General features: G+C 62.0%; 18 protein-coding genes and 1 tRNA gene. 11 read left to right on the top strand and 8 right to left on the bottom strand.

All coding sequences use genetic code 11. The features are described from left to right. Positions 1-118: 118 nt before the first annotated feature. The 7 genes from ACRDT3_RS13000 (at position 119) to ACRDT3_RS12970 (ending at position 5,920) form a co-directional block, all read left to right on the top strand. A complete protein-coding gene (locus ACRDT3_RS13000; protein ID WP_431493375.1) occupies positions 119-469 on the top strand; it encodes an ArsR/SmtB family transcription factor in 351 nt (116 codons plus the stop codon). 11 nt (positions 470-480) lie between these two features. Further along, entirely contained in the window at positions 481-1,464 is a 984-nt protein-coding gene (locus ACRDT3_RS12995) for an SRPBCC family protein (protein WP_431493374.1), read from the top strand. Between the two features lie 58 nt (positions 1,465-1,522). Further along, a complete protein-coding gene (locus ACRDT3_RS12990) occupies positions 1,523-2,224 on the top strand; it encodes a demethylmenaquinone methyltransferase (RefSeq protein ID WP_431493373.1) in 702 nt (233 codons plus the stop codon). 160 nt (positions 2,225-2,384) lie between these two features. Continuing rightward, positions 2,385-3,167, top strand: coding sequence for a CPBP family intramembrane glutamic endopeptidase (locus ACRDT3_RS12985; protein ID WP_431493399.1), 783 nt, complete (start codon positions 2,385-2,387; stop codon positions 3,165-3,167). A gap of 212 nt (positions 3,168-3,379) precedes the next feature. Further along, positions 3,380-4,984 carry an ABC-F family ATP-binding cassette domain-containing protein gene (locus tag ACRDT3_RS12980; RefSeq protein ID WP_431493372.1) on the top strand — a complete coding sequence of 535 codons (1,605 nt, stop codon included), beginning with the start codon at positions 3,380-3,382 and terminating at the stop codon, positions 4,982-4,984. 75 nt (positions 4,985-5,059) lie between these two features. Further along, positions 5,060-5,311 (top strand): hypothetical protein, encoded by a 252-nt coding sequence (locus tag ACRDT3_RS12975; RefSeq protein WP_431493371.1) that lies wholly within the window; start codon positions 5,060-5,062, stop codon positions 5,309-5,311. 18 nt (positions 5,312-5,329) lie between these two features. Then, complete coding sequence (locus tag ACRDT3_RS12970) at positions 5,330-5,920, top strand: dienelactone hydrolase family protein (RefSeq protein WP_431493370.1); 591 nt, start codon at positions 5,330-5,332, stop codon at positions 5,918-5,920. A 79-nt stretch (positions 5,921-5,999) separates the two neighbouring features. Here ACRDT3_RS12970 and ACRDT3_RS12965 read toward each other — a convergent pair whose 3' ends face one another. Together ACRDT3_RS12965 and ACRDT3_RS12960 are read right to left on the bottom strand one after the other, a co-directional pair. Beyond that, entirely contained in the window at positions 6,000-6,188 is a 189-nt protein-coding gene (locus ACRDT3_RS12965) for a hypothetical protein (RefSeq protein WP_431493369.1), read from the bottom strand. Between the two features lie 4 nt (positions 6,189-6,192). Further along, positions 6,193-6,265, bottom strand: a tRNA-Lys gene (locus ACRDT3_RS12960). A gap of 160 nt (positions 6,266-6,425) precedes the next feature. On the opposite strand from ACRDT3_RS12960, the gene ACRDT3_RS12955 reads away from it, so the two are divergent. The 4 genes from ACRDT3_RS12955 to ACRDT3_RS12940 all read left to right on the top strand — a co-directional run bounded on the left by ACRDT3_RS12955 (position 6,426) and on the right by ACRDT3_RS12940 (position 10,252). Then, on the top strand, positions 6,426-7,091 hold the full coding sequence (locus tag ACRDT3_RS12955; protein ID WP_431493368.1) for a hypothetical protein: 666 nt from the start codon (positions 6,426-6,428) through the stop codon (positions 7,089-7,091). Between the two features lie 63 nt (positions 7,092-7,154). After that, positions 7,155-8,366, top strand: a complete 1,212-nt coding sequence (locus ACRDT3_RS12950; protein ID WP_431493367.1) for an MFS transporter — start codon at positions 7,155-7,157, stop codon at positions 8,364-8,366. 237 nt (positions 8,367-8,603) lie between these two features. Then, positions 8,604-9,218: a hypothetical protein gene (locus tag ACRDT3_RS12945; protein ID WP_286134404.1), complete on the top strand. Its 615-nt coding sequence runs from the start codon at positions 8,604-8,606 to the stop codon at positions 9,216-9,218. Positions 9,219-9,223: 5 nt separating this feature from the next. Next, positions 9,224-10,252 (top strand): inorganic phosphate transporter, encoded by a 1,029-nt coding sequence (locus ACRDT3_RS12940; protein WP_431493366.1) that lies wholly within the window; start codon positions 9,224-9,226, stop codon positions 10,250-10,252. Here ACRDT3_RS12940 and ACRDT3_RS12935 read toward each other — a convergent pair. The 6 genes from ACRDT3_RS12935 to pstC all read right to left on the bottom strand — a co-directional run bounded on the left by ACRDT3_RS12935 (position 10,249) and on the right by pstC (position 14,515). Beyond that, positions 10,249-10,446 (bottom strand): helix-turn-helix transcriptional regulator, encoded by a 198-nt coding sequence (locus ACRDT3_RS12935; RefSeq protein WP_431493365.1) that lies wholly within the window; start codon positions 10,444-10,446, stop codon positions 10,249-10,251. The two genes, ACRDT3_RS12940 and ACRDT3_RS12935, sit on opposite strands and share 4 nt — an antisense overlap. Further along, complete coding sequence (locus ACRDT3_RS12930) at positions 10,446-10,937, bottom strand: hypothetical protein (protein ID WP_431493364.1); 492 nt, start codon at positions 10,935-10,937, stop codon at positions 10,446-10,448. Before ACRDT3_RS12930 ends, ACRDT3_RS12935 begins: the two co-directional genes overlap by 1 nt. Further along, positions 10,937-11,410 (bottom strand): hypothetical protein, encoded by a 474-nt coding sequence (locus ACRDT3_RS12925; protein ID WP_431493363.1) that lies wholly within the window; start codon positions 11,408-11,410, stop codon positions 10,937-10,939. Before ACRDT3_RS12925 ends, ACRDT3_RS12930 begins: the two co-directional genes overlap by 1 nt. 203 nt (positions 11,411-11,613) lie before the next feature. Further along, a complete protein-coding gene (gene pstB / locus ACRDT3_RS12920; protein ID WP_105659000.1) occupies positions 11,614-12,393 on the bottom strand; it encodes a phosphate ABC transporter ATP-binding protein PstB in 780 nt (259 codons plus the stop codon). 47 nt (positions 12,394-12,440) lie between these two features. Then, positions 12,441-13,580 (bottom strand): phosphate ABC transporter permease PstA, encoded by a 1,140-nt coding sequence (gene pstA, locus ACRDT3_RS12915; protein ID WP_431493362.1) that lies wholly within the window; start codon positions 13,578-13,580, stop codon positions 12,441-12,443. Then, entirely contained in the window at positions 13,580-14,515 is a 936-nt protein-coding gene (gene pstC / locus ACRDT3_RS12910) for a phosphate ABC transporter permease subunit PstC (RefSeq protein WP_431493361.1), read from the bottom strand. Before pstC ends, pstA begins: the two co-directional genes overlap by 1 nt. Between the last annotated feature and the right edge of the window lie 109 nt (positions 14,516-14,624).

The following is a 14,624-nucleotide window of genomic DNA, read 5'->3' as shown; positions in this document are numbered from 1 at the left end:
AGCCCGAATAGGCGATAAATCATCTGAATTCACGCCGAAAAGTAGGTGACAAGTTGACTAGAAAATTATTTTCGGCCATTTCCCGGATTCCCCTTTACTGGTTGCAGTGAAGGGAGTAATGTACAACCAAATGGTTGTATATGAGTTGAGCGAAGAACAGGTGAACAAGGTCTTCCGCGCCTTGGCAGATGCCACACGAAGAGACATCGTGCGGCGGACACTCCACGCCGAGGTCAGCATTACGGATCTGGCGTCAAGCTACGACATGTCTTTTGCCGCAGTGCAGAAGCACGTTGCCGCCCTGGAAGCCGCAGGCCTGGTCAGGAAAATCGCACGTGGCCGCGAGCGCATCGTTCGCGGGCAGCCGGACACCATCCGGCACGCACAAGAACTACTCTCATCCCTAGAGGAGATCTGGCGCCAGCGCATCAGCCGGCTCGATGATTTCCTCGCCGACGAGGCTACCTAAGGAGCATTCCCATGCCCGTCACATCTATCGTCAAAGATCCAGAAGCCCTCTCGCTGACCGTCCACGCAGAATTCCCGGTGAAGGTTGCCAGGCTCTGGGATGCCTATCTGGATGCACGGCAACTTGAGAAGTTCTGGGGACCCGCCGAGTACCCAGCAACTTTCACCCGCCACGATGCCGCTGCCGGCGGCCGCTCGAACTACCACATGACCTCTCCGGAAGGAGAAGAATTCCACGGCTACTGGGAATGGAATGAAGTCGTCGAGCACAAGTTCTTCGAGGTCACCGACGGCTTTGCGCATCCCGATGGCACGCCGAACACCGATCTGCCCGTCAACCGCATGGTCTTTTCCTTCGATCCAACGCCAGAGGGAACAAAGCTGACGATTACCGCTGCCTTCGATTCGGCTGAAGATATGGAACAGGTTGTAGCGATGGGCATGATCGACGGCACCCGTTCGGCCATGAGCCAGATCGAACAGGTTCTCATCGACCTGCGCAACTACTCCCAGACCTTCGCCACGGAGGCCGAACTTGTCTCCGACACGCAGGTTCGCGTCGTCCGCCTGGTTCGCGGCACCCGCCAGCAGGTCTGGGACGCCCACCACGACGCGGCCCTGGTCAAGCGTTGGCAATACGGGCCCGATGGCTGGAGCATGACCAAATGCGATCTGGCCTCCGGCATCGGCGAGAGCTACCTGCTGTGGTGGGCCCCGGAGGATGGCGGCCAGGGGTTCGGATTCAGCGGAAAGATCCTCGAACGCGTTGAGGGCCACTACGAATCCAGCACCGAGCAGCTCGAAGGGGGGGAGGAAATTCTCGGTTCCGGCGTGCCCGGATCAGTCAACCAGCAGACGTTCACCGGCACCACGGGTGGCACCTTGGTAACCACGTTGATCACGTATCGCGACAAGGCCGCTCGCGACGCGATGCTCGCCACGGGAATGGCCGATGGAATGGAAGCCAGCTACGCCCGGCTCGAATCGATTCTCTAAGGGCGATTCGCCCCACATCCGGCGCCTTCGCGCGCGCAAATATGAAAGACTTAGACCCATGAGTTCTCAGAATGCGCGCGCAGGCCTGGATAAGAAGGCCGATCAGGTTCAGGAAATGTTTGACAAGCTGGCTCCTCGCTACGACTTGCTCAATACCTTGATGACCGGCGGCATCGTGAACTACTGGCGCAAGATCACCACCGAAGCGATCGCGCCAAAGCCCGGCGAGCGCATTCTCGACCTCGCCGCAGGTACCGGCACCTCTTCGGTGCCGCTCGCGGAAGCCGGCGCTGACGTCACCGCCTGCGACATGTCCCACGGCATGCTGGATGAGGGGCGCAAGCGCTACCCGCAGCTGAACTTCGTCTACGGAGACGGAACCGACCTGCCATTCGAGGACAACACCTTCGATGCAGTGACCATCTCCTACGGGCTGCGCAATATCGCAGACACCGAGAAGGCCCTGTCCGAAATGCGCCGCGTGACCAAGCCCGGCGGACGCATCGTCGTCGCCGAGTTCTCCACTCCGACCGTCGCTCCGATCAAGGTGGCCTACAAGCAGTTCCTGCCGCGCGCCATTCCTGCGCTGGGCTACCTGGTTTCCCCTAACCCGACCGCTTACGCCTACTTGGCTGAATCCATTGCAGCTTGGCCAGACCAGGACGAGCTGGGTGCCAAGTTCGTCAACGTTGGCTGGAAGAACGTGGAATACCGCAACCTGACCGGTGGCATCGTCGCCGTCCACCGCGCCTGGAAGTAGCGCTTCCCCAGAGTTCTCTTTTTGGCCCGCATCCACTGGTGGATGCGGGCCAAAATCCCTTAAGCGCCTGATCCGCGAACCCGGACGGTGTTTTTCTGCCCGCCCAGGTGGCATGCTGGTGTCCGTGAGCCAGACCCCGACCGAATCGCACCGCTCCGCGATGAGCTGGAAGCTGCTGCCGGCCTCCTTGCTCTCGGGGTCCGCAGTGCTGCTCTTCGGCGCCGGCAATGACCCGGTGGGCTATAGCCTGCTGGGCCTGAGCCTGCTGTGCGCAGCGGTCATCCAGCGCAGGCTCGCTCGGCATCTGGCATTGATCGCGGCAGGGCTGGTGATCATCAGCATGGTTCCGCTCAACGCCGATCTGGGCCTGGGCCACATGGCGCTGATGGGCGCGGCGCTGGCCGCGGCAGCCCTGCTGCCCTGGCTGGTCTCGCGCTTCGCCTTGCGCGAGCAGATCATCAAGTTCCCGGTGAATACCGGCCGCAAGTGGCCGCTGGCAGCGAAGCTGTACTTGCTGGGGGTGGTGGCGTTGGGCTTCTTCATCCTCCCGGTGTACCTGATCAGCACCGGTGTCTACCAGAACTGGCCGGACGCCTCGGACCCAGCCATCTTCTGGCGGCTCTTCCTCGGAGTTAATTCGGTAGGCATCTGGGACGAGCTGTTCTTCATTTGCACGGCATTCGCATTGCTGCGCCAGCACTTCCCGGACTGGCAGGCCAACATCCTGCAAGCGGTGATCTTCTCGTCATTCCTGTGGGAGATCGGCTACCAATCCTGGGGGCCGTTGCTGACCTTCCCCTTCGCCCTGCTGCAGGGATATACCTTCAAGCTGACGAAGTCCTTGTCCTATGTAGTTAGCGTGCACCTGATCTTCGACCTTGTCCTGTTCCTCGCGCTGGTCCACGCGCACAACCGGGAATGGCTCCCGGTCTTCTTGTACTGAGGGGTTAACACCCGAATCCCTCCCTGCTACACTCGTTGGCATGGATACCTACTGAGCCAGCCGATGACCCCGCACCGATTCCGACCGGTGCATCTTGTTCATTTCGGCTACCGGCTTCGGTATCCTTTTCTTTTCCGGCTCCCCTGCGAGGTTGAGCCAATTCTGCGATCCCCCAAGCCGGCAGCCCCTTCGCATCCGCGGGAGGAACCTGCATGTCTTTGACACCACCCATTACCCTGAATAACCTCAGCTTTTCCTGGCCCTCGGGAGAAAGCGCCCTGGCCAATCTGGACGGTACGTTTCCTTCCGGACGGACCGGGTTGATCGGCGCCAACGGCAGCGGCAAATCGACGTTGCTGAAGCTGATCGCCGGGCAGCTGCACCCAACCAGCGGGACGGCAGAAACAAACGCACCGCTGAGCTACCTTCCGCAAACGCTGGCTTTGGAACAGGACACGACCGTCGCCCAGCTGCTGGGGGTTCATCGGGTCCTGGCGGCTTTGGAAGCTATCGAGTCCGGCAGTGTCGATCCAGCGGATTTCGATGCGGTGGGCACGAACTGGGATGTGGAAGCCAGGGTTCGAGCTGAACTGGCGCCGATGGGCTTCGACGGGCTGGATCTGGGCCGCAGGGTAGCCACGCTATCGGGCGGGGAAGCAATGCTGCTGGCAGTGATCGGCTTGCGCATCGCCGATTCACCCATCACGTTGCTCGACGAGCCGACGAATAACCTCGATCGCCCTACCCGTGAATTGCTCTACGACCTGGTTCGCGCCTGGAAGGGCACTCTGGTCGCGGTCAGCCACGATATTGATTTACTCGAGCTCATGGAGCATACGGTGGAGCTTTACGACGGGAAGCTCAGCGTTTTCGGAGGGCCCTACAGCGCATACCTCGAGCAGCTCGAAACCCAACAGCATGCAGCCGAGCAGACAGCCAGAACTGCCCAGGCGTCCCTGAAAGTGGAAAAGCGCCAACGGGTAGAAGCGGAAACGAAATTGGCGCGGGCCAAACGCAAGGGGCGGGCCACGCAGCTTTCCGGAGGCATGCCGAAGATCCTGGCCAACCACCTTCGCCAGAAATCCGAGGCGAACGCCGGGAAGATGCGTTCCAACCTGGATGGCAAGGTCGATTCCGCCCAAGCCAGGCTCGACGATGCCGATCAGCGGGTTCGGCAGCCCGAGCACATCAACATCGAGCTGGCCGATCCCCGGCTGCCCTCGGGCAAGCAGGTCGCGGCGCTAGGTCCAGCGGATCACCAGTTCATCATCCAGGGAGCCGAACGCGTGGGCCTTGTCGGCCCCAACGGTTCCGGGAAAACCACGCTGCTCCAGCAGATGCTCGCGGGCGAAGCTCCCGGCCCCGGACTGGGCGGAAAGCTCTTCCTGGACCGGGTTGGGTATTTGCCCCAGCGCCTGGACGGACTGGACGGGGAACTGAGCGCCATCCAGAACGTGGCATTGGTGGCGCCGGCAGCAACCGCGAACGACGTGCGCAATATGCTTGCCCGGTTGCTGCTGCGCGGGGCCAGCGCCGACCGGCCATTGGCGGCGCTTTCCGGCGGCGAGCGTTTCCGGGTCTACCTGGCGACGCTGCTGCTGGCGGAACCAGCGGCGCAACTGCTCATCCTCGATGAGCCCACCAATAATCTGGATATGGACAGCGTGCGCCAGCTCAGCGAAGCACTGGGTGCCTATAAGGGTGCGTTGCTGGTAGTCAGCCACGATCAGCATTTCCTGTCGCAGCTGGATCTGGACTATTTGCTGGAAGTCGGTCCCCAGGGAACCTTGACGAAGTCCTACCCGAATCCAGTTTGATAACCCCACGGCGGTGTGCTGCCGGTTTAGACTTGTTCAAAGCACACCGCCAAGGACCCCGAAAGCAAGTTGAGTATGTCCTACCCCCAGCGCACCGTCGAAGTCGTCAAGAGCGGCCTCGTAATCGACCAGTCCGCAACCCTGCTCTGGCAGGACATCAAACGTGCCTTCATCTATGAAACGGGTTCCGGCCAGGAAATCCTCACCTGCGCAGAATTCATGCTGGTCGAGGGATACAGCGTGGAGATCAATAGCCAGATGCCCGGCTGGGAAATGGCCATTGAGCACCTGCCGCAGCGCATCGAGAACCTGGTCGACGAACGCTAGAAACCACTAGGAGCACCCATGGCTACGATCGTTCTTTTCCATCACGTCCAGGGCCTGACCCCTGGGGTGCAGGAGATGGCCGCAGAATTGCGCGCCGCTGGGCACACCGTACACGCACTGGATCTGTATGCCGGCAAGCTGCCCAAGGACTTCGACGCCGGGATTCGCATGGCCAGCAAGATGACCGCGGACAAGATCCAGGAACGCGTCGACAAGCTATTTGGCAAGCTGCCCGAAGAGCTGGTCTACATCGGCACTTCTTGGGGCGCGGCCCTGGCCCAGCAGTGCGCGCAGCAACGTCCCAGCGCCATCGCCGCGGTTCTGCTGGAATCCTTCGTGGATCTGGACGCCGACTGGAGCTTCGGGCCCTGGCCGGAAAATGTCCCGGTGCAGATCCATGGCATGGACCAGGACCCGTTCTTCGCAAAGGAAGGCGACCTGGAGGCAGCGCAGCGCTTCGTTGAAGCAGAGGGCAGCGATGCGGCCCAGCTCTTCACCTACCCGGGCAAGCAGCACCTGTTCACCGACAGCTCGCTTCGCTCTCATGATCCAGAAGCTCGCGCCTTGGTGATGGAACGCATGATCAAGTTCCTTCAGCCCTACGTCTAGCTCGAAGGCAACCCGCTGGACATTTCGCTGGCCCAAGGCTTCGAGCTCCTGGACCCCGGCCAAGGCGCAAGGCCGGATTCTAATAGCGGGGCGGCACAGCTAGCGTGGCCGGTTCCGGAATGCGCCGCGGCTGGTCGAATGCAGGCTGGCATTCGGCAATAGCGCAAGGATCGCGGCCCACCGCAGCCAACGGGTCCAGGCGCTCGGTGCCCGGCACCACAGAAAAAACCGGACCCGGCTTGCGCTTGCAAGCCGGGTCCGGTTCCATTGTGTGCGCCCTGCGGGGATCGAACCCGCGACCAATGGATTAAAAGTCCAGTGCTCTACCAGCTGAGCTAAAGGCGCACGGCACAAGGCCAAAATCCATACTACCTGATGGACCGGCATGAGTATTAATCGGAGTATTCCGCAAATCCGCAGCCCGTAATTTCCGCTGGATCTTGGGGTTCGCAAGCTAAATCACTTGTTAGCGCAGAACTCAGGATCAGCGAGTATTCTGGAGCGCATGAGAGGTGCACGTGCAGGATCAAAAGTTGCCCAAGATGCGGGGTTCCGCCATCACAAACCACGACCCTTCGCCCCGGCAGATTTCGAGCCTTACGAGGGAGGCGCTGATCCCGCGCGCGTATCCGAGGCAGCCCATTTGTCCGCCCAGGCTTTCGTGCAGCGCGGCATTGCCAACGACGACCCCGAAGTTTCACGCCGGCTGATTGCGGTTGCTGAAGAAGAGGGCCTGGAGGTGCTCGCGCAGTTGTGGAGCGAGGCTCCCGCCCACTCCCTGCCAGGTGCGCTGTGGCGCTTGTACGCGGTACGCGCCGCCACCATGGGCAAGCCGGAAGTGCATTCTGCACGCTTCCAGGCCGGAGCCCACCGCGCCCAGGTAGAACGCATTGTCGCCGGGGTGGCAGAGCCGCCGACCGCCGAAGAAATGAAGAAGATGACCGGGTCGATTCTCTCCGGCGCCTTCAACGGCGACTTCGCCCACGCCCTGGAACGCACCGCCGCCTATTGCCGGGTATTGGCCTTGGGCATGACCGAGCATGCCGATGCGGCGGATTTTTCCAGCAGCGATCGGGGAACCAAGCTGACGCAGCAGGCCAAGGCCCTGATGCGTACCGCCGCGGATCTGGAAGCCTGCGCCCGGCTTTGGCGCCAGGACGCATTGGACTGAAACATGATCCCGCGCCTCTAGGATGGATTGAGGAAGTTACCCCTCAATTTTAGGCAGGTGGGTGTGGGCGCCACATCGAGGACCAACTCTTCAGGGCTCGTACGCTGGTTGCTGATCCTGATCGCAACGGCGCTGCTTTCCCAAACGGCGCTGAACCTCATCCGGCCGGTAACCACCTACAAGCTCATCTCCTTCGGCTCCGGCGCGTTTACCGTCGGCGTGGTGACCGCCGCCTATGCGATCCTTCCGCTGTTCACCGCGATGATGCTGGGCCGGGTCAGTTCGCGAATCCGCAGGATCCGGTTCTTGATGGTCGCCGGCGTGGCCTTATTGGCCGTTGGCGGCATCGGCATCAATTTCTCGCCGAATGCCTTGACCGTGGCGCTGGCAAGTGCGGTGCTCGGGCTCGGGCACTTGATGTTCACCATTGGCGGGCAATCTTCCATTGCCCGATTCTTCCCCGACAGCGATCTGGACAAGGGATTCGGCTGGTTCACGGCCGCATATGCCGCTGGGCAATTCATCGGGCCGCTGATTGGCGGATTGGTGCTCGGCTCCGGTACCGATGCCGCCTCCCCTGAGCGCATCGCCGATATCAGCCTGTCGCTGTGGATTGCGGCCGGGTGCTCGTTGCTAGCTGTCCCCTTCCTGCTTCCGAGCTGGCAGCCGAGGATCTCCAAGACGGCGCCGCATACCCGTCCGCCGAAGTCCGAAGCCTCCATTCCCTCTGTCTTGCGCGTCAAGGGCATGGCTTCGCACATGTTCGCCTCGATGACCCTGCTGGCCATGCTGGACATCCTCACAGCCTTTTTGCCTCTGGTGGCGGAGAAACATGGCGTCACACCGGAGGATGTTGGTGTGCTTTTGGCCATTCGGGGTTTCGCTTCGGTAGTTTCGCGGCTGTTCATCCCGAAGCTCTCGGCCCACTTCGAACGCAACCACCTGCTGGTCACCAGCTTGTACGTTTCGGGCATAGCCATCGCGCTGGCCCCGGTATTCATCGATTCACTGTGGGCTTCCGGGGCCGCGTTGCTGGTCGGCGGCTTCTTCCTGGGCCTGGGCCAGCCGATGACCATGACCATGATTTCCACTTCGGTGCCGGCGGTGGACCGCGGTGCCGCATTGGCAGTGCGGCTCATGGGAAACCGGGTCGGACAAGTAGCTTTGCCGATCATCTCAAGTACCGTCGCCGCTGGCTTGGGTCCGGCGGGCGCGATCTGGTTCTGCTGCGCGCTGCTCTGCCTGAGCGGAGCGGAGAAGAGCGTGCGCCGCTAGCGTGAGAAAACGCACGAGCGCCGCCCTGCGGTTGACAGCACCCCGGTAGGGCGAGAACACTAGGTAACGGTGTCGGGCCGCTGGTAACCCCGGGCTCCAAAATTCTGCCGCTTCGAGCGGCCTTCCGCCGAGAGGCGTTCCCGGTCCGGCACCATCAAATACCCGGTGTTAACTTCCACGTCGTAAACTGTTCTGCGTTGGTACCAAAAGCTGTCGAATCGAATGGTGCGCCGTAAAGTGAAGTTCCAGATCTTTCCCTCCGCCTCGCGTGGCATCGAGTTGCTGTGCGGGTTGACGACGACCATTCGCACCTCCGTTGCCAATGTCGCCGAGATGATCGGCTCACCCGATACCCGTGCGGACCAGCTGCGGGATCTGGCCTCCGCGGAAGCCGAGGCATCCGACCTGGTGCACGCGGTGCTCACGCACCTGCGAACCAGCTATATCAGCCCGCTTCCCCGCGAAGACATGTACACGCTCTCGCGCTTGCTGCACGAAACCATGGAGCAGCTGCGCGGCACCGGCGAACTGATCATGACCGTTGGCTCCACCCCGCTTTCCGAGCGTTCCTCGGAGCAGCTTGAACTCATTTCTCAGCTGGCCGAGCTGGCCTCCGATTCGGTCCAGCGCCTGCACAACCTCGATGACCTGGAAGATAACTGGCTGCAGATGCTGCAGTTCTCCAAGCGCGCGGCTCGCACCCACCTGGTGTGGGTCAATGAGATCGCGAAGTTCGCCAAGCCAGGCACCATCCACCGCCACCAGCGCGTGGCAGACCACCTGATGCTCACCGCCAACACCCTGCGCCAGTTTGCCGACCACCTGGGTCGCGTGCTGGTGAAGGAGTCCTAGGGGATATGACCATCCTTTCGGTCCTCACCGGATTCGCGATCGTCCTCACCCTGGGCTATGGCGTGCTCAACGGCTTCAGGGATGCTTCTACGGCCGTTGCGGCCTCAGTCCGCACCAGGGCGCTGCGCCCGGCCATTGCGGTCTCTGTGGCGGCGGTATTCGCCTTCCTCGGCACCCTGGCGACCTCGGGGCTGAGCGTGGCGCTGGTGGACAAGCTGAACTTCAACGTCCCCGACGGCGTCGTCGGCTTGAAGCTGCTGATCTGCGGCCTGCTGACCGCCGGCGCGTGGGGCCTGTATTGCTGGTGGCGCGGCCTGCCGGTCAGTTCCACCCATGCGCTGTTTTCCGGCTTGGTGGGCGCCAGCGGCGCCTCGGCCTTCATGGGCGATCTGTCGATGTCCGGGGCCTGGGGGCTGCTGCTCGGCTCGGTGCTGCTGCCCATGCTGGTCACCCCGGTCATTGCCTACCTCTTGTCCTATGCGCTGGTGATTCCGGCGACCTGGCTGATGCGCCACAACTCCTCGCGCTCGGTCAACAACGGCTCACGCGCAGGCCAGGCCATCACCGCCTGCGCCGTGGCCCTGGGGCTCGGGCTGCAAGATGGCCAGCGCACCGGCGCGATGATCGCACTGGTGCTGATCACCGGCCATGCGATGGACCCGGGGCCCATGACCTGGGCCATCCAGCTGGCCGCGGGCACGGCGCTGGGCCTTGGCGTGCTGCTGGGCGGATGGCGCATCACCTATACGCTCGGCCGCCGGCTGGTGAACTTCGATCCGCTGCGCGGCATGATCGCCCAGGGCGTGGCCGCGGCAATGCTGTTCCTCGGCTCGCTCGTCTTGCACCTGCCGCTGTCCACCACGCAGGCGGTAACCAGCGGCATCGTCGGCGCCGGCAATAACCAGGCTTTCGAATCGGTGGTGTGGCGCAATGTCACCAAGGTGCTGCTGCACTGGGTGCTGACCCCGATCGTCTGCGTGGCCTGCGGCGCGATACTCACGCTGGCGGTGCACCCGCTGCTGGGCAACGCCTAGTCTTCGCCTGGAATGAAGAGGTCTTCGATCTTGCAGCCGAAGACCGCCGAGAGCTTGAACGCCAGCGGCAGGGACGGGTCATAGCGGCCTTTTTCGAGCGAGATGACGGTTTGCCGCGAGACTCCCAGCAGGTCGGCCAATGCTTGTTGGGAGAACCCGCGTTCCCTGCGGTATTCACTGAGATTGTTCTCCACTAGCTTTCGGCTCGCTTAATCAGTTGGTACCTAATCGTGTAATCGAGCAGGGCGATCCACACCAACCCCGCAAAGACCAATGGTACCGGCCAGGAAAGCATCTGGTCAGCGATCAGTGACACCAACGAGAGCACCGCGCAGCCGAGCCCCAGAATGATGACCAGGTCCCGGTAAACGCCGGCCTGGGCGCGTGTGCGCCAGTTCTGTTCGACCGTTTGCCCGGGATTCCTTGCGGGCTTGGGCAGCGACTTCCGGTCAACAAGGAAGAACCATGAGATTGCGGAGGCGGGAAACCAGAAGGCCAGCGCCAGGCTGGTCCATGCAGCCCATTTCCCTTCTTGGAAGTCGGCGAGCAGGTTGATTGCGGTGCTCAGCGCGGCCGCAGCAAGCAGGCCGCTTCCCAGGACGAGGAGCAATTGCCGCACGGGTCCCCCGCCGAAGCGGGAACGGCCCAAGGCAAAGGCGCGGAGTTCGGAATCCCGCTTGCGCATTAGCCTTCCACCTTCCTGATCACCAGGTAACGCACGACCGTGTCCACCGCGGCTAGCACTACGACACCGACAAGCATCGTCACCGGATCAACGTCGATGCGCAGAATGCCCAACGCCAAAGCCCCCAGTCCGCAAATGGCGATCAGATCATGGAATGCGCCGAAAACCGCCTTTTCGTACCACTTTCCTTCGATAGATGAATCGGGATCGCTCACGGCTCCGGCAAGAGTATCCCTGTCCAGCATGAATACCCAGCACAAGGCGGAAGCCGCAGGCAGCATCAACACCGCAAAGACCACTCCTGCCAGGATCCTGCGCTGCTGATCGGCTTCGGCTCCGAACATCCACCAAACCAGCGCAAGGGCTGCGGAGAGCATGAGGCCCCCTGACAGCGACAAGAATATTAGCAGGGCTGATGATCCGCCAAAGCGCGAACGGCCCCATTTGCTCTGGCCAACTGCTTTTGAATCCATCGTTGTCCCCTATCCCTATTGATGTAAACCTCACTTTACTGACAAGCTAACTTTACAGTCAAGTGTGCTTTACATGAATAGTTAAAGTGCAGCGGCGCACCGCAATCGGTGCGCCGCTGGCGGTGATCCCCTCCAGGATCCCCGGAAGACCCCCCTTCCGGTCCGGCTACCGCCGGCTCAAGGAGCGGCGGTATCCGAAATCTTTATCCGAAGCGTCCGGAGACGTAATCCTCGGTGGCCTTCTGCTCCGGGTTGGAGAAGATGGCTGCAGTGTCGTTGTACTCGATGAGCTTGCCCGGCTTGCCGGTGCCCGCAATGTTGAAGAACGCGGTCTTGTCGCTCACGCGTGCAGCCTGCTGCATATTGTGGGTCACGATCACTACGGTGTAGTCGTTCTTCAGCTCGTTGATCAGGTCCTCGATAGCCAGGGTGGAGATCGGGTCCAATGCCGAGCAAGGCTCATCCATCAGGATCACGTCCGGCTTGACCGCAATGGTGCGGGCGATGCACAGGCGCTGCTGCTGGCCGCCGGAGAGTCCCGAGCCCGGCTTGTCCAGGCGATCCTTGACTTCGTTCCACAGGTTGGCGCCGCGCAGCGACTTCTCGACCAGGGCATCGGCATCGGACTTGGAAATCCGCTGGCCGTTCAGCTTCACTCCGGCGAGCACGTTGTCCTTGATGGACATGGTCGGGAACGGGTTCGGACGCTGGAAGACCATGCCGATCTGGCTGCGCACGGTGACCGGGTCGACGCCGGCGCCGTACAGGTCGTCGCCGTCCAGCAGGACCTGGCCCTCTACGCGGCCGCCCGGGATGACCTCGTGCATGCGGTTCAGGGTGCGCAGGAAGGTGGACTTGCCGCAACCCGATGGGCCGATGAAAGCGGTGACGGACTTTGGCTCGATGTTGATCGAGACCCCTTCAACGGCGAGGAACTTGGAGTAGTAGACGTTCAGGTCGTTGACGTCAATGCGTTTTGCCATGATGTAATCCTTGAAAAGTTTGGGTTTGTCCGGACCGGAGCCTTAGCTCAACGGCCCTTCTTTGGGGCGAAGATCGAAGCGACCAGGCGGGCGATGAGGTTCAAAGCCATCACCATGAAGATCAGCAGCAGGGCGGCAGCCCAGGCGCGCTGCACCGACGGGTCGATGTTCGTCGGGCTGGTCGGAGTCAGGATCTGGTAGTAGATGAACGTCGGCAGCGTGGACATCCAGTTAGCGAAGACATTCATGTTGATCTGGCTTGCGATGCCTGCCGTGACCAGGATTGGCGCGGTCTCGCCAATCACGCGGGCGATAGCCAGGGTGACACCCGAGGCGATACCGGAGATCGCGGTAGGGATGACAACCTTCAAGATGGTGCGCCAGCGGCGCACACCCAGCGCGAAGGAAGCTTCACGCAGTTCGTTGGGAACGATCTTGAGCATTTCCTCGGTGGAGCGAACCACCGTTGGGATCATCAGCACGCTCAACGCGACCGCCGCGACGATGCCCATGCGGGCATTCGGACCCAGGATCATGCCGAAGAAGGCCGCTGCGAACAGGCCGGCAACGATCGAAGGAATACCGGTCATCACGTCGACGAAGAAGGTGATCGCCTTGGACAGCGCCTTGCCCTGGCCGTATTCCACCAGGTAGACAGCGGTCAGCATGCCCACTGGAACGGAGATCAAGGTGGCCCACAGGGTGATCAGCAAGGTGCCCATCACGGCGTGGTACGCGCCGCCGACTACAGGGGCGCCATTGGCAACGGATTCGTTGTCCACCGCGCCGGTCACGCCGTTCATGGAGCTGAACAGGAAGTGGCTGTTCATGCCCGGCATGCCCTTTTCCAACACCGTATACAGCACGGATACCAGCGGGATCACGGCGACGATGAACGCGGCGTAGATCAGGTAGGTCCACATTGCGTTCTTGCCGCGGCGCTTGCCTTCCGCTGCGGTGGTGATCACGGAGGCGGCCACCAGGAAGATGAGCGCCGAGTAGATGGCGAAGGAGGCAACGTTGAATCCGGTCAGCGTGGACGCTGCTGCGCCGGTAATGATGGCACCTGCGGCGATCGCCCAGATGGCCCACTTCGGCAGCTTGCCCTTGGCCAGGGAGTTGCGCTTGCGCACCGGTGGAGTTGGGATCCCGGGCTTGTTGCTCTGGTTAGTGGTCATGGTGCTCATCAGTTAGCTCCCGAGAATTCCTTGTGGCGGGCGATGATTCCACGAGCGATCATGTTCACGACCAGGGTGATCAGGAACAGGACCAGGCCGGCGGCGATCAGCTCTGCCAGGCGCAGGCCGAAGGCCTCAGGGAAGTTCAAGGCGATTTCCGCGGCGATGGTCTGGTTGCCGGTCTTGATCAGCGATGGGATCAGGTTGCCGGTGGAGAGCACCAGCGCGACGGCCATGGTCTCGCCCAAGGCGCGGCCCAGGCCCAGCATGACGGCGGAAATGATGCCCGGACGGGCGAATGGGATCACCGCGGTGGTGATCATTTCCCAGCGGGTTGCGCCCAGGGCAAGTGCGGCTTCCTCGTGCAGCTTGGGAGTCTGCAAGAAGATCTCGCGGCTCAGCGAGGTGATGATCGGCAGCACCATCACGGCCAGCACGATGCCGGCGGTGAGCATGGTCTTGCCGGTCTGGCTGGCCGGGCCTTCGAAGATCGGGATGAAGCCCAGATTCTTGGCCAGCCATTCGTAGCCTGGAACCAGGGCCGGAGCGAGCACCATGTAGCCCCACGCGCCGTAGATCACCGAGGGGATCGCGGCGAGCAGGTCGATCAGGTAGCCCAGCGGGCCTGCGACCTTGCGTGGAGCGAAGTGCGAGATGAACAGCGCCACGCCGATGCCGATCGGGGTAGCGATCAGCAGCGCGATAGCCGCTGCGATAACGGTGCCGATAACAATCGGCCAGATGTAAGCGAAGAATCCTGCGCCGCCGGAAATCTCTGCTGGATCAGCAAAGAACGTCGGCAGGGCTTGGATCAGCAAGAAGACCGCGACCGCGAAGAGCGTGATCAGGATCAGGACACCGGCGCCCAGGGCGGCACCGGAGAAGATCTTGTCACCAGTGCGGCCGGAAGTCGATGACTTGCTTGTCAAAGCATTGGTAGTCATGGCTAGAGCCTTTACGAAACGGGGGTGGTGCAGTTTTCACTGCGGGGGTGGAGGGGTACTGCTGGTGCGGGTGGGTGAGTTCGTCCACCCGCACCTGGTGCCGGTTACC

Source organism: Glutamicibacter sp. (assembly GCF_050701915.1).
GTDB lineage: Bacteria > Actinomycetota > Actinomycetes > Actinomycetales > Micrococcaceae > Glutamicibacter.
This window is presented reverse-complemented; position numbering and strand designations above follow the sequence as displayed.